The organism is Aquimarina gracilis (assembly GCF_035285365.1).
Lineage (GTDB): Bacteria > Bacteroidota > Bacteroidia > Flavobacteriales > Flavobacteriaceae > Aquimarina > Aquimarina gracilis.
In genome coordinates, this window is sequence record NZ_JAYKLX010000005.1 from 205,791 (window position 1) to 228,835 (window position 23,045).

General features: G+C 34.9%; 26 protein-coding genes. 16 read left to right on the forward strand and 10 right to left on the reverse strand.

All coding sequences use genetic code 11. The annotated features are described in order from the left end of the window. Nucleotides 1-56: 56 nt before the first annotated feature. The 7 genes from rmuC (at nt 57) to U6A24_RS11525 (ending at nt 4,962) form a co-directional block, all read left to right on the forward strand. A complete protein-coding gene (gene rmuC / locus U6A24_RS11495) occupies nt 57-1,406 on the forward strand; it encodes a DNA recombination protein RmuC (RefSeq protein ID WP_324180117.1) in 1,350 nt (449 codons plus the stop codon). 6 nt (nt 1,407-1,412) lie between these two features. Then, a complete protein-coding gene (locus U6A24_RS11500) occupies nt 1,413-1,748 on the forward strand; it encodes a hypothetical protein (protein WP_324180118.1) in 336 nt (111 codons plus the stop codon). After that, nucleotides 1,738-2,409: a VOC family protein gene (locus tag U6A24_RS11505; RefSeq protein WP_324180119.1), complete on the forward strand. Its 672-nt coding sequence runs from the start codon at nt 1,738-1,740 to the stop codon at nt 2,407-2,409. Before U6A24_RS11500 ends, U6A24_RS11505 begins: the two co-directional genes overlap by 11 nt. A gap of 7 nt (nt 2,410-2,416) precedes the next feature. After that, the gene (locus U6A24_RS11510) at nt 2,417-3,565 is read left to right on the forward strand and encodes a serine hydrolase domain-containing protein (RefSeq protein ID WP_407654036.1); all 1,149 of its coding nucleotides are present in this window, start codon (nt 2,417-2,419) and stop codon (nt 3,563-3,565) included. Nucleotides 3,566-3,568: 3 nt separating this feature from the next. Then, a complete protein-coding gene (locus U6A24_RS11515; protein WP_324180121.1) occupies nt 3,569-3,937 on the forward strand; it encodes a 6-phosphogluconate dehydrogenase in 369 nt (122 codons plus the stop codon). Nucleotide 3,938: 1 nt separating this feature from the next. Next, nucleotides 3,939-4,493, forward strand: coding sequence for an acyl-CoA thioesterase (locus U6A24_RS11520; RefSeq protein WP_324180122.1), 555 nt, complete (start codon nt 3,939-3,941; stop codon nt 4,491-4,493). An 82-nt stretch (nt 4,494-4,575) separates the two neighbouring features. Continuing rightward, nucleotides 4,576-4,962 carry a hypothetical protein gene (locus U6A24_RS11525; protein ID WP_324180123.1) on the forward strand — a complete coding sequence of 129 codons (387 nt, stop codon included), beginning with the start codon at nt 4,576-4,578 and terminating at the stop codon, nt 4,960-4,962. Here the strand turns inward: U6A24_RS11525 and U6A24_RS11530 are convergent, their stop codons facing one another. The 3 genes from U6A24_RS11530 to rpmH all read right to left on the reverse strand — a co-directional run bounded on the left by U6A24_RS11530 (nt 4,963) and on the right by rpmH (nt 8,665). Then, on the reverse strand, nt 4,963-5,313 hold the full coding sequence (locus U6A24_RS11530; RefSeq protein WP_324180124.1) for a hypothetical protein: 351 nt from the start codon (nt 5,311-5,313) through the stop codon (nt 4,963-4,965). A gap of 237 nt (nt 5,314-5,550) precedes the next feature. Beyond that, nucleotides 5,551-8,403, reverse strand: coding sequence for a carbamoyl-phosphate synthase large subunit (gene carB, locus U6A24_RS11535; protein WP_324180125.1), 2,853 nt, complete (start codon nt 8,401-8,403; stop codon nt 5,551-5,553). 103 nt (nt 8,404-8,506) lie between these two features. Beyond that, nucleotides 8,507-8,665, reverse strand: a complete 159-nt coding sequence (rpmH, locus tag U6A24_RS11540; RefSeq protein WP_073314535.1) for a 50S ribosomal protein L34 — start codon at nt 8,663-8,665, stop codon at nt 8,507-8,509. Between the two features lie 173 nt (nt 8,666-8,838). On the opposite strand from rpmH, the gene U6A24_RS11545 reads away from it, so the two are divergent. Further along, a complete protein-coding gene (locus U6A24_RS11545; RefSeq protein ID WP_324180126.1) occupies nt 8,839-9,354 on the forward strand; it encodes a DUF2892 domain-containing protein in 516 nt (171 codons plus the stop codon). A gap of 149 nt (nt 9,355-9,503) precedes the next feature. Then, entirely contained in the window at nt 9,504-10,394 is an 891-nt protein-coding gene (locus U6A24_RS11550; RefSeq protein ID WP_324180127.1) for a TlpA family protein disulfide reductase, read from the forward strand. Nucleotides 10,395-10,399: 5 nt separating this feature from the next. Here the strand turns inward: U6A24_RS11550 and U6A24_RS11555 are convergent, their stop codons facing one another. The 3 genes from U6A24_RS11555 to U6A24_RS11565 form a co-directional block, all read right to left on the reverse strand. Then, complete coding sequence (locus U6A24_RS11555; RefSeq protein ID WP_324180128.1) at nt 10,400-10,768, reverse strand: sulfite exporter TauE/SafE family protein; 369 nt, start codon at nt 10,766-10,768, stop codon at nt 10,400-10,402. Between the two features lie 69 nt (nt 10,769-10,837). Then, on the reverse strand, nt 10,838-11,785 hold the full coding sequence (locus U6A24_RS11560) for a lytic transglycosylase domain-containing protein (RefSeq protein WP_324180129.1): 948 nt from the start codon (nt 11,783-11,785) through the stop codon (nt 10,838-10,840). A gap of 65 nt (nt 11,786-11,850) precedes the next feature. Beyond that, nucleotides 11,851-12,522: an alpha/beta hydrolase gene (locus U6A24_RS11565; protein WP_324180130.1), complete on the reverse strand. Its 672-nt coding sequence runs from the start codon at nt 12,520-12,522 to the stop codon at nt 11,851-11,853. Between the two features lie 284 nt (nt 12,523-12,806). Here U6A24_RS11565 and U6A24_RS11570 point away from each other — a divergent pair, with 284 nt between their 5' ends. Next, entirely contained in the window at nt 12,807-13,109 is a 303-nt protein-coding gene (locus U6A24_RS11570) for an N-acetyltransferase (protein ID WP_324180131.1), read from the forward strand. A gap of 47 nt (nt 13,110-13,156) precedes the next feature. On the opposite strand, the gene mtaB is transcribed toward U6A24_RS11570, so the two are convergent. Then, entirely contained in the window at nt 13,157-14,485 is a 1,329-nt protein-coding gene (gene mtaB / locus U6A24_RS11575; protein WP_324180132.1) for a tRNA (N(6)-L-threonylcarbamoyladenosine(37)-C(2))-methylthiotransferase MtaB, read from the reverse strand. A 139-nt stretch (nt 14,486-14,624) separates the two neighbouring features. On the opposite strand from mtaB, the gene U6A24_RS11580 reads away from it, so the two are divergent. Together U6A24_RS11580 and U6A24_RS11585 are read left to right on the forward strand one after the other, a co-directional pair. After that, on the forward strand, nt 14,625-16,253 hold the full coding sequence (locus U6A24_RS11580; protein ID WP_324180379.1) for an ABC transporter substrate-binding protein: 1,629 nt from the start codon (nt 14,625-14,627) through the stop codon (nt 16,251-16,253). 118 nt (nt 16,254-16,371) lie between these two features. Beyond that, a complete protein-coding gene (locus U6A24_RS11585) occupies nt 16,372-17,457 on the forward strand; it encodes a hypothetical protein (RefSeq protein ID WP_324180133.1) in 1,086 nt (361 codons plus the stop codon). A gap of 72 nt (nt 17,458-17,529) precedes the next feature. Here U6A24_RS11585 and U6A24_RS11590 read toward each other — a convergent pair whose 3' ends face one another. The 3 genes from U6A24_RS11590 to U6A24_RS11600 all read right to left on the reverse strand — a co-directional run bounded on the left by U6A24_RS11590 (nt 17,530) and on the right by U6A24_RS11600 (nt 19,846). Continuing rightward, a complete protein-coding gene (locus U6A24_RS11590) occupies nt 17,530-18,702 on the reverse strand; it encodes a GlmU family protein (protein ID WP_324180134.1) in 1,173 nt (390 codons plus the stop codon). 278 nt (nt 18,703-18,980) lie between these two features. Further along, entirely contained in the window at nt 18,981-19,232 is a 252-nt protein-coding gene (locus U6A24_RS11595; protein ID WP_248327257.1) for a type B 50S ribosomal protein L31, read from the reverse strand. A gap of 146 nt (nt 19,233-19,378) precedes the next feature. Further along, on the reverse strand, nt 19,379-19,846 hold the full coding sequence (locus U6A24_RS11600) for a hypothetical protein (RefSeq protein WP_324180135.1): 468 nt from the start codon (nt 19,844-19,846) through the stop codon (nt 19,379-19,381). 327 nt (nt 19,847-20,173) lie between these two features. Here U6A24_RS11600 and U6A24_RS11605 point away from each other — a divergent pair, with 327 nt between their 5' ends. From U6A24_RS11605 to U6A24_RS11620, 4 genes are all read left to right on the forward strand, one after another. Then, on the forward strand, nt 20,174-20,680 hold the full coding sequence (locus tag U6A24_RS11605) for a DUF4199 domain-containing protein (protein ID WP_324180136.1): 507 nt from the start codon (nt 20,174-20,176) through the stop codon (nt 20,678-20,680). 114 nt (nt 20,681-20,794) lie between these two features. Then, nucleotides 20,795-21,322 (forward strand): DUF4199 domain-containing protein, encoded by a 528-nt coding sequence (locus U6A24_RS11610; protein WP_324180137.1) that lies wholly within the window; start codon nt 20,795-20,797, stop codon nt 21,320-21,322. Nucleotides 21,323-21,596: 274 nt separating this feature from the next. Continuing rightward, a complete protein-coding gene (locus U6A24_RS11615; protein ID WP_324180138.1) occupies nt 21,597-22,007 on the forward strand; it encodes a response regulator in 411 nt (136 codons plus the stop codon). Between the two features lie 58 nt (nt 22,008-22,065). Then, nucleotides 22,066-23,013 carry a glycosyltransferase family 2 protein gene (locus U6A24_RS11620; RefSeq protein WP_324180139.1) on the forward strand — a complete coding sequence of 316 codons (948 nt, stop codon included), beginning with the start codon at nt 22,066-22,068 and terminating at the stop codon, nt 23,011-23,013. Nucleotides 23,014-23,045 lie beyond the last annotated feature (32 nt).

The following is a 23,045-nucleotide window of genomic DNA, read 5'->3' on the forward strand; positions in this document are numbered from 1 at the left end:
CTTTTTTGTTTAGGAGTCAATTTAGAATCTTTATCTTTGAATAAACAAAAGATTACATGTCAGAATACACACCAATCCTTATTTCTGTTGGCGTAATTATAATATCTGTTTTAGTAGGTTTTTTTATTGGTAAGTATGTTGCTTCCTTAAAAATAAAAAGTGAACAAAATGCGATAACCGAAAAAGCAATATTACTTCAGTCGCAGTTTGAAGAATTTAAAAAAAACTCAGAAAAAATTGTTTCTGAAATCACCCAGGAGCGTGAAGAAATTCGAAGAGAAAAAGATTTTTTAAATACCGAACTTACACGCCGTAACGCCGAGTTTGAAAATCTACAACTCAAAAACAAGGAACAGAAAAATGAAGTAGAAAAACTTCAGGAAAAATTCTCGAAAGAGTTCGAGAACCTTGCTAATAAAATATTGGATGAAAAATCAAATAAGTTTACAGAGCAAAACAAAGAAAACATCAAAAACATTTTAACCCCTCTTCAGGAAAAAATCAACACCTTCGAAAAAAAAGTAGAACAAACGCACAAAGAAAGTATTGATTATCATGCAGCCTTGCGTCAACAAATTCTTGGACTCAAAGATCTTAACGAACAAATGAGTAAAGAAACCACCAACCTTACAAAAGCCCTAAAAGGCGATAGCAAAATGCAGGGGAACTGGGGTGAATTGGTACTTGAACGCGTACTTGAAAAATCGGGCTTAGAAAAAGATCGGGAATATTTTGTCCAACAAAGCTTTACAAAAGAAGATGGCGAACGCGTTTTACCCGATGTAGTAATCTATCTTCCAGATAATAAAAAAATGGTGATCGATTCAAAAGTAACCCTTACCGCTTATGAACGTTATGTAAATGAAGATGATGAAAACAATAAAGCGAATTATTTAAAGGAGCATATTAATTCTTTGAAACGACATGTAGATCAACTTTCTAGTAAGAATTATCAAGATTTATATGATATAGAATCCCCAGATTTTGTATTACTTTTTGTACCTATAGAACCAGCTTTTGCTATAGCAATTAATCAAGATAACAAATTGTATAACCAAGCTTTCGAAAAAAACATTGTCATTGTTACTCCCTCGACTTTATTGGCCACATTGCGAACCATTGATACGATGTGGAACAATGAAAAACAGCAACGAAATGCCATTGAAATTGCCCGTCAGGCGGGAGCTCTATATGATAAATTTGAAGGTTTGGTCAAAGATCTTACAGGTGTTGGCAAAAAAATAGACGATGCCAAAAAAGATTATTCGGCAGCTATGAATAAATTAGTCGAGGGACGAGGAAACCTAATTACTAGTGTCGAAAAACTTAAAAAAATGGGGGCAAAAGCTAAAAAATCGTTACCAGAGGCCATTATAAAACGGGCCACCGAAGACAATGAAATTTAAGGTATTATGGAACCTAGTTTTACAGAGATTATCTATTACATTTTTTTTGGACTGCTTACCTCATTGGGGCAAGTATTTATTCTTGCAATTTGCCTGTACTACACATTTAAAATTGGAACCAAACCGGATAGCATATTATTATTACTAGGCAGTGTTATTTGGTTATTATGCAGTATAACTACTCGTGTTGGTGTCCTGTATGCCAAAGTATGGGGCAGTGAATTGTATTTAACATTCACCTATGTCTTGCAAGGTTTTTTATTTTTGGGGTCTCTTCTTTTTGTAATCGGTTTCTTTTTATTAATTAGAAGAACCTTATCTGGCTTAAAAAATGAAAATTAAAGAACTTACATTATACACCAATCACCTGGATGAACAGTATGATTTCTACATAAAAAAAATAGGTTTAGAAATGATTCATAAAAGTCCAGAGAGATTTGAGCTGCAAGTAGGAACTTCAATCCTTACTTTTATAAAAAGTAATCATTGTACTCCATATCATTTTGCCATCAACATTCCTTCAAATAAAGAGATAGAGGCACTTAACTGGTTAAAAAAAAAGGTTACCATTTTAAAGGATAATGATGATGAAATTATAGATTTTACTGCCTGGAATGCAAAAGCAATGTATTTTTATGATTATGACAAAAATATAGTGGAATTTATTGCACGCAAAAACCTTAATTCATGTTCAGAAGAAGTTTTTGGAAGCGAAAGTCTCTTAGAAATTTCAGAAATTGGTGTAGCTACGACTAGCGTAATCGAAAAGTTTGATTTTTTAACCAAACAAATCTCACTTTCAAAATATAGTGGGGACTTAGATCGATTTTGTGCCATTGGTTCAGAAAATGGTTTGTTTATTTGTATCGATAAGAGCAAAAAAGATTGGTATCCTAATAGCGATAAAGCCTTTTCCTCAGAATTTGATATTGCAATCGAAGTCGAAGGTAAGCCGCTAATTCTAGAATATAAAAATGATCGCTTCACACTACTTAATTCATAGTATCATGATGAAAACAAAAAACAACTTACTTTTTCTTGTTTTACTTATCACACATGTTTGTATTGCGCAAACTATTTATTTTCCTCTTCGCGGAAGTTGGGAAGAAAAAAAGCCTTCAGAATTTGGTATAGAAACAAAAAAACTTCAAGATGCCGTAGTGTTTGCAAAAAACAACGAATATTCTGGGGCCAAAGATTTAAGACAAGCCATTCTTAAAGGATTTGAGAGAGAACCCTATCATCAAATACTTGGTCCGACCAAAAAAAGGGGAGCTGCCGCAGGTTTAATTATCAAAAACGGGTATATCATAGCAAAGTGGGGAGATATTGAACGTGTTGATATGACTTTCAGTGTAACCAAAAGCTATCTATCTACGGTAGCTGGTCTTGCTTTTGATAATCAATTGATCTCTTCTCTGGACGCTCCAACTTACAAACATCTTTGGGATCGCACTTTTGATGGTAACCACAATAGGAAAATAACATGGCGCCATTTACTTACTCAATCATCGGACTGGTCTGGTCAATTATGGGGAGGTTATGATTGGGCAGATCGCCCGCCTAAGGAAGGAAACATAGACGATTGGAAAAATAGACCCCTTAATGAACCAGGAACTGTTTTTGAATATAATGACGTTAGAGTCAATCTATTGGCGTATTGCTTGCTAAATGTTTGGAGAAAACCACTACCACAAGTACTAAAAGAAAAAATTATGGACCCCATTGGTGCTTCTACAACTTGGAGATGGTTTGGATATGAAAATTCGTGGGTAAACATTGATGGAATAAAAATGCAATCGGTAAGTGGTGGTGGACACTCTGGAGGCGGATTGTTTGTGAACACCTTAGATCATGCCCGATTTGGTCTCTTATTTTTAAACAACGGTAACTGGAATGGAAAACAATTGTTATCTAAAAAATGGATCGAAGAAGCAACAAAACCGTCACTAGCAAATTCTAACTATGGGTTTATGTGGTGGTTAAACCAAAAAGGAACTAGACATTGGGAAGGGCTTCCCGAACATTTATATTATGCAGCAGGTTTTGGTGGCAATTTTATCGTAATTGATCATAAACGAAATCTAGTAGTCGTTACAAGGTGGCTAGAACCAAACAAAATAGATGAATTCATCACCAACCTTTATAAAGCTTTATAATTCATGAAGAAGATTTTGGCCATAATCATAGTTGTAATCCTAGCATTGTTTGCCGGATGGTATGCGTTTGTTTACTTTGCCAGTTATAGTAAAGGTACACGAAGTGGTGAACTAATAAAATTCAGTAATAAAGGAGTAATTGTTAAAACCTGGGAAGGAGAAATTAGTCAGGGAATTTCGGGAGCGCAAATATTCAGTTTTTCTGTTGAAGACAAAGAAAAAGATGTAATCAAGAAGTTAGAAAAATTCCAGGGAAGATATGTTAAATTAACCTATATAGAGCGTTTTGCAAAAATCTCCTGGCTTGGGGATACCAAATATTTTATTGTTGATGTTGTAGAAGAAGAATCACCACATTTTAGAAATAAATAATATGAGCAAAAAAAAACACAAAACCAATAGAGAGTCGAGAGTAATCATATCAGAACTTATGCTTCCTTCTCATTCTAATTTTAGCGGAAAAATACACGGAGGCTATATATTATCCCTAATGGATCAAATAGCCTTTGCTTGTGCATCAAAACATTCTGAAGCGTATTGTGTTACTGCAAGTGTAGATAAAGTCGATTTTCTAAAACCTATAGAAGTAGGTGAACTAGTGACTATGAAGGCATCGGTAAATCACGTAGGAACCACGTCTATGGTAGTTGGAGTGCGCGTAGAATCAGAAAATATTCAGACTGGTGTAATCAAACACTGCAACTCCAGCTATTTCACTATGGTTGCCAAAAACCCCGAAGGGAAGAGTATTCCAATACCTGGCCTTATTCTGGAGAACAAAACTGCTATTCGACGTTTTGTAAGAAGCATTATTCGTAAAGAAGATGCCAAGGCCAGACGAGACCGTTTTAAAGCCTCAGAATTTGAGCTTGAATCTCATTTGGAAATTCTTGAAAAGTATAATGTAAAGATAACACTGAAAAATTAAATCTATACTTATATCATTTCTGAAACGTTATAAAACTAATTACAAGGAATCTTTGTATATTTCTATAAAAAATCCCCAAGCTATGAAAAGCACGCTCAGAAATTGTCTGTTAGTTTTGATTGCCGTCCTATGTTTTAATTGTAGTAGCGATGATAGTTCGGATCCAATGTCGGGTCCAGATCCTGATCCAGATACAAACCCAAACCCAGATAAAATTACTACCTATAATGCAGATGTAAAGGCAATTATAGATGCGCAATGTGTACGCTGCCACACCGATCCACCCGTGGAAGGAGCTCCCTTTCCTATGCGCACGTATCAAGAGACACTTATTGCAGTAGATAGAGACCTTGTATTACGAATGATTTCAACCAGTATCAACAATGTTATGCCACCGTCAGGAAGGTTACCTCAAGAAACTATAGACATTATTTTGGATTGGGAAGCAGACGGTTTTTTGGAAGAATAACTATTTATTGCTTACAGCATCCTGACCTTTGTAAAATCGTCTTATTGCCATATCATTTTCACTATATATTTTGATGAGATAATATCCCTTACGCAATTCTGAAACGTCCACTTCTCTATCAAGATGAAGTTTTTTTTCCATTCTTATGAATCCTGCCTTATCAATAATTTTAAGGTGCAGAGAATAATTAGGTTTGTTAGTTTCAATTCTTATAAACTCTGAAGTTATTGATGGTTTAATATCAAAAGAAAAAACTTCATTGTTTGTAGATGAAGGATTACTGTTGTATAAATCCTTAGAGTGGGACATCGAAGTTACAATAAGAAAAAAAGCGAATAATAATTTCTTCATGATATATGTTTTATAATATTAATAATACTTTCTGCTAAAAAAAAGAAATCTATATTTAATAGATATATAATCAATAAATAATAATATTACTACAATATATTAATAGATTTACTATCAAAAAGTTAATAAACATACAAATGGGATAATATTTAACACCTTTTTAGAAAAGCTTATGAAAAAACCAGGTAAGAATACCTGGTTTTCTAAAATTCTATATTATTTATATAAGACTCTTTCTTACTTGCTTAAATACATTTTTCGTCTCGAATATAGGTCGTAAAATTGATCATCCTTAAGATCATCGATAAACAGGATGCTTTCTCCAGTACTCTTCATTTCTGGCCCCAACTTTTTATTCACATTAGGGAATTTATTGAACGAGAATACTGGCTGCTTAATTGCATATCCCTCTAGATGAGGTTTAAAATCAAAGTCGGTTACTTTTTTCTCACCTAGCATTACCTTCGTTGCATAATTTACATACGGCTCTCCATAAGCTTTTGCAATAAAAGGTACTGTTCTAGATGCTCTTGGGTTTGCCTCGATAATATAAACGGTATCATCTTTTATCGCAAACTGAATATTTATCAATCCGACGGTATTTAGTGCCAGTGCAATTTTGTGAGTGTGATCTTTAATTTGTTGCATCACAAACTCTCCCAAGTTAAATGCTGGTAAGGTAGCGTTAGAATCTCCAGAATGAATCCCACAAGGCTCGATATGCTCCATAATACCAATGATATATACATTTTCGCCATCACAAATTGCATCCGCTTCTGCTTCAATAGCACCGTCTAGATAATGATCCAACAACAACTTGTTATTTGGTATCTTACGAAGTAAATCCACAACATGCTCCTCTAGCTCTTGCTTATTAATTACGATTTTCATTCCCTGACCCCCTAGTACATAAGACGGTCTTACAAGAATCGGGAAATCTAACCTATCGGCAACTTCCAATGCTTCATCTGCAGTTTCAGCAGTATCAAATTCTGGATAAGGAATGTTATTCTCCTTCAAAAGTTTTGAGAAGCTACCTCTATCCTCTGCAAGGTCTAGAGATTGAAAACTTGTTCCTATGATTTTAATTCCGTAGCGATCTAATTTTTCAGCTAGTTTTAGTGCCGTCTGACCTCCTAACTGGACAATTACACCCTCTGGTTTCTCATGTCTTATGATATCATAAATATGTTCCCAGAATACAGGTTCAAAGTATAATTTATCTGCAGTATCAAAATCTGTAGAAACTGTTTCTGGGTTACAGTTAATCATAATGGTTTCATATCCACACTCGGCAGAGGCTAAAACTCCATGCACACAACAGTAATCAAATTCTATACCTTGCCCAATACGGTTGGGACCAGATCCTAAAACTACTATTTTCTTTCTATCACTTACTTCACTTTCGTTTGCAACAGATATTGTTCCATCGGGTGTTTCTATTTCTGCTTCAAAAGTGGAGTAGAAATAAGGAGTTTCTGCTCTAAACTCTGCAGCACAGGTATCTACCAGTTTATACACCCTTTTTATTCCCAGTTCATCTCTCTTATTATATACCTCACTTTCATAGCAACCTACCATATGTGCGATTTGTCTGTCAGCAAAACCTTTTTGTTTCGCCTCTAGAATCAAATCTTTGGTAAGTGATTGTATCGTATATGTAGAGATTTCTTTTTCAAGATTGTGTAATTCTTCATATTGTTTTAAGAACCACATATCAATTTTGGTGATTTCATGAATTCTGCTTAACGGAATTCCCATCTGAATCGCGTCATAGATTACAAATACCCTATCCCAACTAGCATAGGTTAATTTTTCTATAATCTGATCATAGTTTTTGTATCCTTTTCCATCAGCTCCAAGACCATTTCTTTTAATTTCTAAAGACTGCGTAGCTTTGTGCAATGCTTCCTGGAAAGATCTACCAATGGCCATTACTTCTCCTACCGCTTTCATTTGTAGTCCCAAAGTTCTATCTGACCCCTCGAACTTATCAAAATTCCAACGCGGTATTTTTACGATTACATAATCTAACGTAGGCTCAAATAAAGCCGAAGTTGATTTTGTAATCTGGTTGTCCAACTCGTCTAGATTATATCCGATAGCTAGTTTGGCTGCAATCTTTGCAATTGGGTACCCCGTTGCCTTAGACGCCAGAGCGGAAGATCTCGATACACGTGGATTGATTTCGATCGCAATAATATCTTCTTTATCATCGGGACTCACGGCAAATTGCACATTACATCCCCCTGCAAACTCCCCTATGCTGCGCATCATATGAATGGCCATATCCCGCATGCGCTGATATGTTTTATCACTTAATGTCATTGCAGGTGCTACCGTAATAGAATCACCAGTATGAATCCCCATAGGATCCATATTTTCAATAGCACAAATGATGACTACATTATCATTGGCGTCTCTCAAAAGTTCCAGTTCATATTCTTTCCAGCCAATCAATGCCTTATCGATCATTACTTCATGAATCGGAGAGGTTTCTAATCCACGAGTTAACAGTTCATCAAATTCCTCTTCTTTATACACAAAAGATGCTCCTGCTCCACCAAGCGTATAAGAAGCCCTAATTACTAAAGGAAAACCAAACTCTTGTGCAATCTCTTTACCTCTAAGATAAGATCCTGCTGTAGCTTGTGGTGCCATCCCGATTCCTATTTTAAGCATAAGCTCTCTAAACTGCTCTCGATCTTCGGTAATATTAATGGCATCAATATCTACTCCAATAATTTCAACATCAAAATCCTTCCAAATTCCTTTTTCATCGGCTTCAATACATAAATTTAAAGCTGTTTGGCCACCCATTGTTGGTAATACCGCATCTATTTCAGGGTGTTTCTTTAGAATTTCAATAATAGACTTGGTATTCAACGGTTTAAGATATACATGATCAGCCATCGAGGGGTCTGTCATGATCGTAGCCGGGTTAGAATTGATAAGAATAGTTTCAATTCCGTCTTCTCTCAAAGAACGTAATGCTTGCGATCCCGAATAATCAAATTCACAAGCTTGTCCAATAATAATAGGTCCGGATCCAATAATCAATATACTCTTAAGTTCTTCTCTTTTTGGCATGTAATTAAAATTGTGTTGTGTATAATAATTCTTTTTCTAATAGATATAAAAAAAGGCGTTACTCATGAAGTAACACCTTTAATATTTTTTGAACACCTAATCATTAGTGCTTGTGTCTTAATTCTGAAGAAACAGATAACTTCTTTCTACCTTTAGCTCTTCTACGAGCTAATACCTTTCTACCATTAACAGATGCCATACGCTCTCTGAAACCGTGTTTGTTTTTTCTCTTTCTTTTCGATGGTTGAAACGTTCTTTTCATTGCTATCTATCCTTTATATATCTTCTTAAAATTGTCCTTATCTCATTTTTGAAGATCTCTCTTCAAAACTGCGGGCAAATATACAAAGACTTTTTACTTTGACAAACCGAAATATCAAAATATTTTTATTTGTTTTTATTAACTTTGCCGCGACTTTAAAATAAAACACTTCAATGTACAACAAAAATATAAAATTAGTAATAGCAGCATTAATTATTGGATGGGCCGTATGGCAGATAATAGAAGGATATATTGGAAATGGTATTATGCTAATCCTGCTTTCCCTAATTTTTGTGTTTTTATACTTCAAAAACGAAATGATTCTTCTTGCTTTTTTGAGATTGCGAAAACAAGATTTCGCCGGAGCAAAAAAGTGGTTAGATAAAATCAAAAACCCAGAAAGTGCTCTTACCACCAAGCAACAAGGATATTACAACTACCTTTTGGGTATTATGTTATCGCAAACTAATATTACCCAGGCAGAAAAGTATCTTAAACGAGCTATTAAGTTAGGGTTGTCTATGAATCAAGATCTTGCTGTAGCAAAACTAAACCTTGCCGGTATTGCCATGACCAAACGTCGAAAAAGAGAAGCTCAAACTCTTTTAACCGAAGCCAAGAAATTAGATAAACACAACATGCTGAAAGATCAAATTGCTATGATGAAACAGCAGATGAAAAAAATCTAGGCACACTAATTGCTTTAAGTATTACGTTATCAAGTAAAAGTTTGGAACATTAAACCCTTTAAGCCAAATAGTTTTGAGACTAAGTTTTCAACCCAAAAACTGTTTTTTTGAAGAGTTTATAGTACTTTAGCGATTGTAATTAATTAATAATGAGAAATTTTTTAATAATAGGAATACTCTTTTCATTTTGCAACAGTTTGTTTGCACAACAAGAAGTGAAAATCCCGTTTTCTTCGGCAATATCTGCTCATATTGTAAAATATAATATGAAAATGGATGAAGCCTATAGAGAGAATGATCTAGAACGCGCCACATTTTTGTTTGATTCGCTTGTTGCCAATCATCTTAACGGAACCTATCTGGATAATTTCACAGTAAACAACCTAAAGGAAGATCCTGTAACTTTTGAAGAGTATGAAAAACCTATGTTTCTCATCACATATGCGGCATGGTGTGTACCCGGAATTGGAGAAATTCCTGCTCTTAACGACCTTGCCGATAGATTTCACGACCAAATAGATTTTGTTGTTCTTTTTTGGGATACTAAAGAAAATTTAAAAGCAAAGAGTAAGGAATATAACCAGCATATTAAATTAGTTTATGTTGATGAAAAAACGAATCAAGATTCGCACATTGTAAATAAATTAAAACACGCTCTTGGGTTTCCAATGATGTACTTTGCCAATGAAGAGAAAAAAGTTCTGAATATTCAAAAAATTGAAACACATCACTCTAGCGAGACCCTAAGTAACTCTTACAACATTCATTTCAATTCGTTATCAAAAGGTGTATCATTAATCATAGCCGATCTTGATGCCCGAGGATTATTAAATGAGGATGGAACTGCTGATTTAGAAAACCCAGACGAAGATGAGGATGAAGGAAACACAGGTAGAAGAGGCAAAAAAGAAAAAAAGAAAAAAGAAAAAGTTGGTGAGGATGGAAGAACCGACGAGGAAAGAAGAATCGACGAAGAGTATGAAAAGTATAAACGTGAAAAAGATTCTTTAAGTAAACTTAAACGTCGTAACAGGTTTTAATAACATTATTTACCTAGAATCATTTTTAACGCCACCAACAACAATACGCCTCCGAATATTTTTTTAAGTAATGCCTGATTAATGGAAATGGCAAGTTTACTTCCCAAGTAACCTCCAACAATAAAGGTAATGGCAATAATGACCGCATACTTCCAATTTACGTGCCCCTCGTTATAATAGTTATACGCAGCTAATAAAGTTACTGGAACGGCCAAAACCGCAAGACTCGTTCCTTGCGCCTGATGTTGAGAAAAGTTTAGCCACAAAATCATAAGCGGAATCATCACAACACTACCTCCAATACCAAGAGTCCCGCTAAAAAAACCAGCCAATAATCCTATTAAAATTAATGAAATAAGTACTGTTGTGTTCATGCCATTTATAATTAAACAGCTAACATAAGTAAAAAAAAGGAATTAATTAAGTTAAGAGAATCCTTTGTATTACTGTCCTACTCCCGTTTTATAATATCCATCCCTAGGAATTTTCACAAGATATTCTTTTCCTGTAGAATTATTTAGGTGAGTCTCTCTTAACCAAGGATTATGAAGCTTTAAGATTTTATAATTAATATCATATTGCTTAGCAAATGCATTAAAATCAGTAATAGGTTCATCTACCAAAACATTAAACGTCGGAATATGCTTATACAAATCTTCTTCTTTAAAATTGAACCCATAATTTTTTGGATTACTTAAGATTTCTTTCACAGCTACAATCCTAAAAACATATCTTCCAGTTTCTTCGCCTAATAATAAATCGTAATAGGTCTTTGCATCTTGTCGTTCCATTTGCCTAAGGATCCCTGCCCTACCTGCATTATAAGCAGCTGCAGCCAGAGTCCATGAGCCAAATTTTTCTTTAGCTTTCTTAAGATATTTACAAGCAACTTCAGTAGATTTTTCGATATGATATCTTTCATCCACATTTTGATTAACTTCTAAGCCATATTCTTTTGCCGTACCCTTCAATATCTGCCAAAATCCAGTTGCCCTAGCAGGAGAGACGGCTTGCGTCAAACTACTTTCGATAACAGCAAGGTATTTAAAATCATCAGGGACACCTTGTTCTTTAAGGATTGGCTCTATAATAGGAAAATACTTATTTGCCCGTTTAAAAAGCAGAAGACCATTAGATTGCCAGTATGTATTCACCAACAACTCTCTATCCATTCTTTCTCTAATATCGGGATTTGAAATAGGAACCAATTCACCAGCAAAATTAAGATTATCTGGCATAGGTATAGCGTAGACATTATAGTCATTAACTAACTTTTCTTCTAATACTTCTTGTGCTGGAGTTTTTTGAGGATTATCCTGGGTAGCATTAACTAAAATTCCAAAAGTGAACAATACACCTAAAAAAACTAAAACTTTTTTAATCATCTTCATCGTTACAAGTAGATTTTATTGGGGGAAAATAAAATTTATGTTACAATATAACGTAAAAAGTTAGACTAATGCAAGTTATCATTGATAATTTCGGGTAAATTCTTATTAAACCACCGTGCTCGATTAACAATCATTACATGAGTACCCTTATCAACTGTAATACAATTCTTTATATTTGAAATAGGAAAAACAATGTCTCTATCACCATGAATATGAACGAGTCTATTAGGACATTTTTCCTGATCCCAACACACCATTTTTTCAATAGCCCAGTCAAGATATGTTTTATCGTTTACAGATAAGTATTTTTGATACATAGCCGCTCTTTTCTTGGCAAATTCACCAAAAGCCAGTTTTTCCCAGTTGTCTATTTTAGAAACCAATGATGTTGGTAAAAGCTTGTACAGCTTTGTTTTTCGCGCAAGTTTCATGCGTCTTGGTAATTCATGTTTACTTTTTACACTAGAAATGATAATTACTTTTTTAACATTAAGATATTTGCTCATTTCCTGCACTACAACGCCACCAAAAGAGACTCCTACCAAAACCGCATTATCATGTTTAATTTCTAAACACATTCTTTTGGCATACTCCCCCATTGATTCTTTCTTGTTTGGGATTTTCCAGGGAACCATGTAGGTACTAAAATGGTCCTCTGGCAATCGGATGTTTTCAAAAATTGAAACATCGGCCGCCATCCCTGGAACAAAGTAAACATGGCTAACTTCCTGCAACATAGGTATTTTAACAATGAAATTTCAGTTTAAAGCACTAATTTTAGTATCTTTGCCTATCAAAATTATGGTATTCCTTTTTTCTAAGAAAGGAAATCCTGAGTTAAATTTTTATAAAAAGGGAATTTTAACTAACAAATCTTAGTTAGGCACATTTAAGTAAACACATTTGAACTGGAAGCTCATTGTAATAGTTCAGTATGTTCTAAGTAAGGTGACGTTAGGTATTGGGGTTGCCCCCTTGTGTATGACTTAAAGATCACATAATTTAAAAAAATATGGAGAACATGAGTGATGTTGAATTAGAAATCATCGACAATGAATTTCTAAGACAATTCGAAACTACAATTGAAGATCAAAAAGCAAAGATCGAGTACGCCCAACAGGAGAGGAAAATTTTCTTAACCAAACTTATCATGAGCGAAGACCAAATTGAAAAAGGCCTTCATGAAGATTTTATAGTTGCCGTATTTAATATTATTGAAGAAAGAAATATAAGACTAGTCCCTACAAGTCCTATCATCGCAAAGTTTATGCGAAAAAACAGGAGGAAATACAAGAATTTACTCCCCGTAGGAATTAACATCTAGTATCTTAAAATAGTATCACTGATAAACCTGCAGGATTGCAGGTTTTTTTATGCTTTTATTTTTTGGGTAACGAAATCAAATCGCACCATCCCATCATCATCAATATCTCTTAACTTTACTCGATGTAATGCATTAACATACGATGGATCCCAAGGCATTTTTACTTTCACATAATTTTCTGTGTAACCATGAATATAGCCCTCTTTATTTTCAGATTCGAAAAGCACAGTTCTTTCAGTTCTTAATTGGCCTTCATAAAAAGCCCTTCGCTTTTTGACCGACAACCCCCTTAACATCTTACTACGTTTTTTACGTACATCATGAGGTACTACTCCATCTAATTTTGCAGCAATCGTATTATCTCTTTCAGAGTATGTAAACACATGTAAGTACGAGATATCCAATGCCGATAAGAAATTATAGGTATCAAGGAAATGATCATCGGTCTCTCCAGGAAAACCAACGATAACATCTACTCCAATACAGGCATGTGGCATTACCTCTTTTATTTTGTGTACCCTGTCTACATATAAGTCGCTCAAATATCTTCTTCTCATTAACTTGAGAACTTCATCACTACCTGATTGCAGTGGGATGTGAAAATGAGGAACAAAAGTCCTTGATTTTGAGACAAAATCAATGGTTTCATTCTTTAACAAATTAGGCTCTATTGATGATATTCGTAACCGTTCTATTCCTTCTACATCATCAAGGGCCTTCACAAGCTCAAAAAAAGTGTGCTCATGTTTTTTATTTCCAAACTCGCCTTTACCATAATCACCAATATTCACTCCTGTAAGTACAATTTCTTTTATCCCTTTCTCTGAAATCTCTTTAGCATTTTTAAGCACGTTGTTTAAAGTGTCACTACGCGAAATTCCTCTTGCCAAAGGGATGGTACAATAAGTGCATTTGTAATCGCAACCATCCTGCACCTTCAAAAAAGCTCTGGTTCGATCACCAATAGAGTAGCTACCTACATAAAAATCGGCTTCTTCAATTTCACAAGAATGTACTTCTCCAAAATCATTCTTAGAGAGATCATTAATATAATCTGTGATTTTAAATTTTTCGGTAGCCCCCAAAACCAGGTCTACACCATCTACCGCGGCTAGCTCTTCGGGTTTAAGTTGTGCATAGCACCCTACCGCTGCAACAAAAGCATTTTCATTTATCTTTAAAGCCTGTTTTACAATGGTTTTGAACCTTTTATCTGCGTTTTCGGTAACCGAACAGGTATTAATAACATATATATCTGCTGTTTCGGAAAAATCAACACGATCAAAGCCTTCATTGGTAAATCCTCTGGCTATTGTTGATGTTTCCGAAAAATTCAGTTTACAACCTAATGTATAAAAAGCTACTTTTTTTCTCATAAAACTACATCCTATTTCCGCAACGACAGAAATCTCTTTATATTTATCCTTTACTAGTGCCTAAGAATTATAAACTAAAAAAGAATATTTTTTTAAGGGTGCAAATATACCAACAATAATTCGTTTACTAAAATTGAGAATTCAACATTTTATTTCTGTAATTCGTTATTTAACAATAGCTTACTTGTTTTTTTCTATACTCTCTTGCGGGCGGTCGTCGCAAAAGAATCAAGATCACGAAGTATTCAGATACAATCACTTCGAAAACGTGAGTTCCCTGGACCCCGCATTTGCACGCGATGTTCCCAATATCTGGTCTACCAACCAATTATTTAATGGATTGGTGCAACTAGATGACTCCCTACATATCATTCCGGATATTGCAAAAAGATGGGAAATTTCGGAGGATGGATTACAGTATACTTTCTTTTTACGGAATGACGTGAAATTTCACAAACATTCAAAATTCGATACCAAAGACAGCACGCGGCTGGTTGTTGCCCAAGACTTTGTTTACAGTTTTGATCGGCTAGTAGATCCAAATGTTGCTTCTCCCGGGAACTGGGTTCTTAAAAACGTAAAAGGCTATAAAGCAATACATGATACCATTTTTAAAATTAATTTAAAGAAGCCATTTCCCGCATTTTTGGGACTTATGAGTATGCGATATTGCTCGGTAGTACCCAAAGAAGTGGTAGACTTCTATGGGAATCAATTCAGATCAAACCCAGTGGGCACAGGACCTTTTAAATTTAAACTCTGGGAAGAAAATATCAAACTTGTCTTCAGAAAAAATGAATTGTACTTTGAAAAAGACAGTAAAGGAAACCCACTACCCTATCTTGAAGCAGTAGCCGTTACCTTTTTACCCGATAAACAAAGTGAATTCTTACAATTTGCCCAAGGAAAACTGGACCTATTAAACAGTCTAGATGCCTCCTATAAAGATGAGCTACTCACACCAACTGGGAAATTACGTAAAAAATATCAGGACAAAATTCATATAAGCAAGGGCCCCTATTTAAACTCAGAATATCTCGGCTTTTATCTCGATACCGAAAAAGATGAAATTAAATCCGAATTACTTCGCAAAGCCATTAATCATGGTTTTGACCGCGAGAAAATGATTACCTATTTAAAAAATGGCATTGGTACCCCAGCAGTACATGGCTTTATCCCCAAAGGAATTCCAGGGTTTGCTAATATCCAAGGATACGAATACAGTCCAGAAAAAGCCCGAATGTATATTAAGAAATACATTAAACAAACGGGAAACAAAAACCCCACCATACGCATTGCTACAGACTCCAATTATCAAAGCATTTGTGAATTCATACAACGAGAACTTGAAAAAGTAGGACTTACTATTATTGTCGATGTAATGCCTCCATCTACCATACGAAAGAAAAAATGGAGCGGTGAATTAGAAGCTTTCCGAGCCAGTTGGATTGCAGATTATCCGGATGCAGAAAACTTTTTATCTCCCTATTATAGTAAAAATCATACACCCAATGGTCCAAACTACACGCATTTTAAAAATGAAACTTTTGATAGATTATACGAAGAAAGCTTTTTGATTACCAATGCCGGCACCAGGGAACGACATTATGCAAAAATGGATTCGATCATTATGGCCAATGCACCTATTGTTCCTTTATACTATGACGAGGTCGTACGATTTACTCAAAAAAATGTAAAGGGACTTACCAACAACCCGCAAAACTTCTTGATCCTGAAACGGGTCTGGAAGGAAAAAACAGCTAAATAACTTGAAACAAGAGCACTAAACTTAATTACAACAGTTTTATTTGCACTTAACCGATATATTTTTTATATATTCGCTACTCATTAATTAAATTTTAACATTTTCAATTAACCCAAATCCTATGAAAAAACTTAATTTATTTTTGTTTTCATCTCTTCTTTTAGGAGCAATTTCTTGTGGAAGTGATGACGAATCTCCTGCAGATTTAACCCAAGTAGACCCTAATCCGGTAGAAGATATGGTTATTGATGTAAACACCGCATCTCAGGGAATCTCTGTAAATGGTGCAACTCGAGTGACCGGAAACGCTCCTACTCCTAACGGGAATATTTCTTTTGAAACTAGCGCTACAGAACAATCTGCATTTTTATCAAATGGTTTTGACATACGTTTAAATGTTCCTGACACATACGCAGGTGCATATCTTCAGGTAGTAGAAAACGGTACTGCTGCTTCAGATTATTTAGACATCCCTAATCTTGCTTTTGGAGCTAGCAATGCAACCCGAACCAAAAAACACGGGATGTTCAAAAACACGCCCGCAAAAATGAATGATAATGAAGTAACTATTGATGTAAACTTCGCTGAAACGTTACCTCCAGGACAATTCTGCTACTTCCTTTGTATTTATGACGACGCTGGTAATATAAGTGAGCCAGTTGAAGTATGTGTAGAAGTTGAAGCTTGGGGAGGAAACAACAACCTTGTTGGTACCTGGAACTACACAAAATCCGTTGAAGAAGGTGTAACAACAAATATTGGGGATGCTGATTGTGAAGCTTATGAACAATTTGGATGTAATAATAATGAAACTATTACTATCGAAGATGCATACTGTTTTACATTAAATTCTTTGCCTATTATATTTAATGCAGATGGAACATATTCATTTGAAGAAAAATTTTCTGTTCGTGATATTGATTTCAACGCTACTGCCGAAACCTGTACTCCTACATTCAAAGAAGAAGATGAAACATATTCTTCTAGAGGTAACTGGGCATATGACGAAGAAGAAAAGAAACTTACGTTAATAGAGTTCTCTTATGTTGAAACAAGCAACGGAGAAACATTTGAAGGTACCGAAGAAAACGGATACGTTATTTTTAGCGGTACAATCACGTTAAGTGGATCTGAGTTGGTAATCAGCGAGACATTTAATGAAGACGGTATAGAGCTTACTGATCAGTATTTCTTTACAAAACAGTAAAAACAAACTAACCATACCCATAAGAAAAGCCGGCAAAAGCCGGCTTTTTTATTTTATATCATTAAGAATTACTTACTCCCTACGCCAATGTTTTGTTTCTTCAAAAACATGCTCCAAGATTTTACTTTCCTGATCGGTAAATTCCATATTTCTGCGTGCCATTACTACTTTGGCCACTTCAAAAGCTTTTTTGGTAAGATAGGTAGTAAAACCACCGCTACCGCCCCAGCTATAGCTAGGAATAAAATTACGCGGGAAACCGCCACCAAAAATATTAGCGTTTACTCCTACCACTGTACCGGTATTAAACATCGTATTGATCCCACATTTTGAATGATCTCCCATCATGAGACCACAAAATTGCAGTCCGGTTTTGGCAAAACCTTCGGTTTCGTAGCTCCATAAACGCACCGGAGCATAATTGTTTTTAAGATTCGATGTATTGGTATCGGCACCCAGGTTACACCACTCTCCAAGTACAGAATTACCTATAAACCCATCATGCCCTTTGTTTGAATATCCAAAAATGACTGAGTTATTGACTTCTCCACCAACTTTAGAATGCGGCCCTACGGTAGTTCCTCCATAAATCTTGGCACCCATTTTTACCGTGGCATGGTCACAAAGCACAAAAGGACCTCTTATGATACTTCCTTCCATGATTTCGGCATCCTTACCTATATAAATAGGTCCGTTGCTGGCATTAAGCGTAGTAAATTCCAAACTTGCCCCTTCTTCAATAAAAATATTTTCGGGAGCAATGACATTGTTACTTTCGGGTATGGGCTGACTTTTTCTACCCTCAGTTAACAATGCGAAATCCTGAAGTATCGCCTGTTCATTTTTTGAAAAAATATCCCAGGTATTTTTAACGGTTAATACTTCTCCTTCATGCTGAAACACTTCATAACTATCAAAATCTACCTCTTGATCCTCCTTTACATAAAACGCAATCGGCTCATCTTTATCAAAAATCGCCTGGTTGGGCCCTAAGTCCTTAATTTTTTTAACAAGATTTTTGTAAGGTAAGTACGAAGCATTGATCATGATATTCTCTTCCAGCTCTACCATGGGAAACTTCTCGCTCAAATACTCCTCAGTTACCGTAGAGGTAGTATAGCAAAGGTGCTTTTCCCATTTTTCTCTAATGGTTAAAATCCCGATTCTTATTTCGGCAACGGGTCTGGTATAGGTAAAAGGAAGCAATGCATTACGTGCTACCCCATCAAAAAGAATGTAATTCATATGATCTAAAAAGTTATGCTTCTAAACAGCGCAAAAATAAGGACGTTTATGATAAAAATAATGCAGTTGGGCTATTTTATTTGGAAATTATTAATTCGTTGTACCATGAGGTTACTAGAAGGGTCTTTCCAGTGTATGCTGCCCTTCGAGAACCTCAGGGCTAGTACTGTAGATAATACACTAATTATCATTTGCCCGAAACGGAGTCGCAGGGCAAAGTAATATTACAAAAAAAGCCCTCCCAATTGGGAAGGCTTTTGTATGTGTTTATAAACAAATTACTTTTTGAACTTCGCATATTTGTTTTTGAACTTGTCGATACGTCCTGCGGTATCGATAAGCTTTGATTTTCCTGTATAGAATGGATGAGAAGCTCTAGAAATTTCTAATTTTACTAGCGGATACTCTACACCATCAACCTCGATAGTTTCTTTAGTATTCGCTGTAGACTTCGTCAAAAAAACTTCGTCATTAGACATATCTTTAAAAGCTACTAATCTATAATTTTCAGGGTGAATACCTTTTCTCATCGTTTTATCTTTTCTGTTTTTCGAGGGGCAAATTTACGATTAATTTTTAAATGTCAAAAGATTTTTTACAAAGAAATTAGTTTTCGCTTATAGCTTTGAATAATAGTTCTGTTATCCACAAAACCTATGTACATACATAATTAAATTTAAGAAGATTCATTACCCGGTGCAGGATCTCTTCTTAACCAATCCCAAACAGCACAAGCAAGACTATTGCCACAACCCTCTGAAGTCTTCTGCAATTTACTACTTACACCCTGTTTTAAATATTCATATTGATCAGCAATACGCAAAAATTCTTCTCCAGTCATGTTAAGTTCTTCGAGTTGATAATATAGATCCAAAAAGGTTTGAGATTGATCCCCTAAAAATTCTTGAATTAAGATTTCTACTTCTGATCCACTAAGGTTACCTTCCGTAGTCTTTTGAGATAATGATTTCAAAAATTTTTCAAACTTGCCTGTTTTAACCGCACTTTTGTTCAACTCGATAAGTGTCTGTTTCACTAGCAATTCCTTCTCTCCCTGTGAAATCTCTAAACTTTCTTCATCTCGGGTACATGAAGTAATCCCAATGAAAGAAAAGATAAGAGTAAAAAGTAATAATTTTTTCATAAACAGTGATTTTGTTGTTATTTACTCAATTTTAAAAATTGGGGTATTTAAAATATTTTTTCGGCGCTACTTTAGGATTTTTCATCATCTTTTGATCTAAAATCCCTTATTCCAATCGATTGCATTTTTAAGTCATCTCTCCCCAGAACTCCTTATTTTATACAATCTTTCGCCTTATTTTAATTACGGAAAAACCGTAAAGTATTTGGTAAATATACGATAAAAATGTAAATTAACCCGATAAAATGCGAATTTTATTATTACTGTAACATTTTTTTATATTTGTAGACTGATGTTTTATTAAACAAAAAAGAAACAATTTTGCATATGGAAAAAACTACTATTTCTACTAAAAAGTATATTTTAACCCAAGGGCTAATTCTCGGTTTTATTTGGGTTCTTTATGGTTTTTTCCGTCTTGTAACGGGCACTAGAGATACTGCGAATTGGGCTTTTTCTATCTTTGAATTATCCCTTTATATTGGATTCATATTTTATAGTATCCACAAATACAAATCCAGTAACGGAAGCTTTTTAACCTTATGGCAGGCATTAAAGGTTGGTTTTGGAATTGCCTTTATCAGTATCATCATGCAAAAAATCGGTAATATTTTCTTTATAGAAGTAATTCCACCTGAAACTATTCAAGAAATATTTAATTCAACAGATAAGGCACCAGTAAAAGAATTGCAAGAACGGAATAAAACAGTGAGTAACGAAAATGATTATCTTATAGCTATGTTTTTTAGTTTAATTTTCAATTTGGTTATAGGTTTCATCATTTCTCTTTTTGCCGGAGCCATCATGCAAAAAGACCCAGATCCTTTTGATTAAGAAAATCTAAAACATCATGATTTTCTTTTCCTTTTTCAAAACACATAAATTAAAACTGTAACAATTTAGTATCTTTATATACTTATGGTTTATACATAACCAAAACTTTTATTTATGGAAACTGAAAAAGCTTCGTCTAAAAAAATCATTATCAACTATGGGCTCATCCTGGGGTTGGTGTCTGTCTTGTTTGGGGCAATCATCTATGCCACAGGAATGTATAAAGACCCACATTGGTCCATAGCGATCCTAAGCTTTTTAATCACTATTGGTGTTCTTGTTTATGGTATCAAGGCTTTTAAAACTTCTAATAATGGTTTTTTAAATCTATCTGATGCCCTAAAAGTGGGCATCGGTATCGCTCTTATAAGCGGCCTTGTCTCTAGTGTATGGAATCTTACCCTAACTACAGTGATAGAACCCGATTATACACAGCAGGTAATGCAGGTGCAAAAAGACAAGTACCTGGAAAGTTCACCAGACCTAACACAAGAGCAAATAGATCAAATGTTTGCCATACCCGAAAAAATGCAAAGCCCACCTATAGCCTTTGCCTTGGGGATTATCGGCAGTTTATTTATAGGCTTTATCATATCCCTAATCGCTGGGCTTATAATGCAAAAGAAACAGGAAATATATTAGCTTCTATAAATCTATAAAGAAGTAATATATATATAATAGTATAATTAATGGATTGTAAATTTTACAATCCATTTTTTTGATTTTAAATCTTTGAATGTAGGGTATTTACGTTCTGTTATTCAAAAAAAGACTTTAAAAAAACTATCAATTTTACATACCTTCATACTATAAATCGATTTTTGTTAACAGTTTACCGATTAAATGCTTTTTTTAAAAACTTAGAAAACAGCTCTTTTTCTTCTAATCACCTAATTTTCTATCAAATAATTAGGTCATGGAAAGAAAAATACAACATGTGGTTTTGATCGATGATAACAAAACAACCAATTTTTTAAACACCTATTTGATGCTTAAATCGAAGCGGTTTGCAAAAATTGAATCTTATACTGAAGCCCCAGAAGTGCTACATATGTTGCAGAATACTCCTTCGTTTGAGCCCGATCTTATCTTTCTGGATTTAAACATGCCTATTATGACTGGGTGGGAATTCCTGGCAGAATTCCAGAAACTGGTCCCCAAAAAAAGATCAAAAACAAAGATTTTTGTCCTTACTTCTACTATTTGTAATGAATGGAAATCCCGTATCACTCCAAATAATTTAGAAGAATACCTAATAAAACCGCTTAATTTGGATCTTATTGAGTCCCTGTGCTTCAAACATTTTGAATCTACTTATTATATTTAAGAGTATCTTTTTTCTGTAATGGATAAACCTCTGTAAGAAAAAAGACTTATAATTGCATATGGATTTATCTGTGGTCATACCGCTGCTTAATGAGCAAGAATCACTTAACGAATTATACGACTGGATCGCCAAAGTGATGCAATCAAATTCATATTCGTATGAAATCATCTTTATAGACGATGGTAGTACCGATGGCTCGTGGGAGACGATCCAACAACTATCACAAAAAGATGATCATGTAAAAGGGATTCGTTTTCTTAAAAATTTCGGGAAATCGCAAGCGCTTCATGCTGGATTTAAAGAAGCCCTGGGTGATGTAGTCATCACTATGGATGCCGATCTACAAGATAACCCAGAAGAAATCCCAGAGATGTATGATTTGATCACCAAAGATGATTATGATCTTATCTCGGGTTGGAAAAAGAAACGCTATGACTCTGTCATAGCCAAAAACCTACCTTCAAAACTGTTTAATGCCGCCGCAAGGCGAACTTCGGGCGTAAAATTGCATGATTTTAATTGCGGGCTCAAGGCTTATAAAAATATTGTAGTCAAAAATATCGATGTGCATGGCGAGATGCATCGATACATCCCTGTGCTTTCAAAAAATGCAGGATTTTCCAAAATTGGCGAAAAAGTAGTATTGCACCAGGCACGAAAATATGGTAAGACCAAATTTGGGATGAGTCGTTTTATTAATGGTTTCCTGGATCTGGTCACGATCTGGTTTATGTCTCGTTTTGGGAAGCGCCCCATGCATTTTTTTGGGTTGATTGGTACCCTTTTGTTTATCGTTGGGTTTTGTTTTTCGCTATACCTAGGCATTGACAAACTTTTTATCGAGACCGGCGGACGTCTTATCGCACAACGACCTGAATTTTATATTGCTTTAACTTCAATGATCTTGGGGACCCAGTTTTTCCTGGCCGGGTTTTTAGGTGAAATTATTTTAACCAGTAAAAGAGATAAAGAGCGATATAATATTTCTGAAAGGATTAATTTATAGTGATATTTAGGGCCTTCGAGCTTCGAGAACCT

Bases quoted from the DNA above. Each gene is read 5' to 3' on its own strand.
- rmuC (WP_324180117.1), top strand. From the start codon at position 57: ATGTCAGAATACACACCAATCCTTATTTCTGTTGGCGTAATTATAATA.
- U6A24_RS11500 (WP_324180118.1), top strand. From the start codon at position 1,413: ATGGAACCTAGTTTTACAGAGATTATCTATTACATTTTTTTTGGACTG.
- U6A24_RS11505 (WP_324180119.1), top strand. From the start codon at position 1,738: ATGAAAATTAAAGAACTTACATTATACACCAATCACCTGGATGAACAG.
- U6A24_RS11510 (WP_407654036.1), top strand. From the start codon at position 2,417: ATGAAAACAAAAAACAACTTACTTTTTCTTGTTTTACTTATCACACAT.
- U6A24_RS11515 (WP_324180121.1), top strand. From the start codon at position 3,569: ATGAAGAAGATTTTGGCCATAATCATAGTTGTAATCCTAGCATTGTTT.
- U6A24_RS11520 (WP_324180122.1), top strand. From the start codon at position 3,939: ATGAGCAAAAAAAAACACAAAACCAATAGAGAGTCGAGAGTAATCATA.
- U6A24_RS11525 (WP_324180123.1), top strand. From the start codon at position 4,576: ATGAAAAGCACGCTCAGAAATTGTCTGTTAGTTTTGATTGCCGTCCTA.
- U6A24_RS11530 (WP_324180124.1), bottom strand. From the start codon at position 5,313: ATGAAGAAATTATTATTCGCTTTTTTTCTTATTGTAACTTCGATGTCC.
- carB (WP_324180125.1), bottom strand. From the start codon at position 8,403: ATGCCAAAAAGAGAAGAACTTAAGAGTATATTGATTATTGGATCCGGA.
- rpmH (WP_073314535.1), bottom strand. From the start codon at position 8,665: ATGAAAAGAACGTTTCAACCATCGAAAAGAAAGAGAAAAAACAAACAC.
- U6A24_RS11545 (WP_324180126.1), top strand. From the start codon at position 8,839: ATGTACAACAAAAATATAAAATTAGTAATAGCAGCATTAATTATTGGA.
- U6A24_RS11550 (WP_324180127.1), top strand. From the start codon at position 9,504: ATGAGAAATTTTTTAATAATAGGAATACTCTTTTCATTTTGCAACAGT.
- U6A24_RS11555 (WP_324180128.1), bottom strand. From the start codon at position 10,768: ATGAACACAACAGTACTTATTTCATTAATTTTAATAGGATTATTGGCT.
- U6A24_RS11560 (WP_324180129.1), bottom strand. From the start codon at position 11,785: ATGAAGATGATTAAAAAAGTTTTAGTTTTTTTAGGTGTATTGTTCACT.
- U6A24_RS11565 (WP_324180130.1), bottom strand. From the start codon at position 12,522: ATGTTGCAGGAAGTTAGCCATGTTTACTTTGTTCCAGGGATGGCGGCC.
- U6A24_RS11570 (WP_324180131.1), top strand. From the start codon at position 12,807: ATGAGTGATGTTGAATTAGAAATCATCGACAATGAATTTCTAAGACAA.
- mtaB (WP_324180132.1), bottom strand. From the start codon at position 14,485: ATGAGAAAAAAAGTAGCTTTTTATACATTAGGTTGTAAACTGAATTTT.
- U6A24_RS11585 (WP_324180133.1), top strand. From the start codon at position 16,372: ATGAAAAAACTTAATTTATTTTTGTTTTCATCTCTTCTTTTAGGAGCA.
- U6A24_RS11590 (WP_324180134.1), bottom strand. From the start codon at position 18,702: ATGAATTACATTCTTTTTGATGGGGTAGCACGTAATGCATTGCTTCCT.
- U6A24_RS11595 (WP_248327257.1), bottom strand. From the start codon at position 19,232: ATGAGAAAAGGTATTCACCCTGAAAATTATAGATTAGTAGCTTTTAAA.
- U6A24_RS11600 (WP_324180135.1), bottom strand. From the start codon at position 19,846: ATGAAAAAATTATTACTTTTTACTCTTATCTTTTCTTTCATTGGGATT.
- U6A24_RS11605 (WP_324180136.1), top strand. From the start codon at position 20,174: ATGGAAAAAACTACTATTTCTACTAAAAAGTATATTTTAACCCAAGGG.
- U6A24_RS11610 (WP_324180137.1), top strand. From the start codon at position 20,795: ATGGAAACTGAAAAAGCTTCGTCTAAAAAAATCATTATCAACTATGGG.
- U6A24_RS11615 (WP_324180138.1), top strand. From the start codon at position 21,597: ATGGAAAGAAAAATACAACATGTGGTTTTGATCGATGATAACAAAACA.
- U6A24_RS11620 (WP_324180139.1), top strand. From the start codon at position 22,066: ATGGATTTATCTGTGGTCATACCGCTGCTTAATGAGCAAGAATCACTT.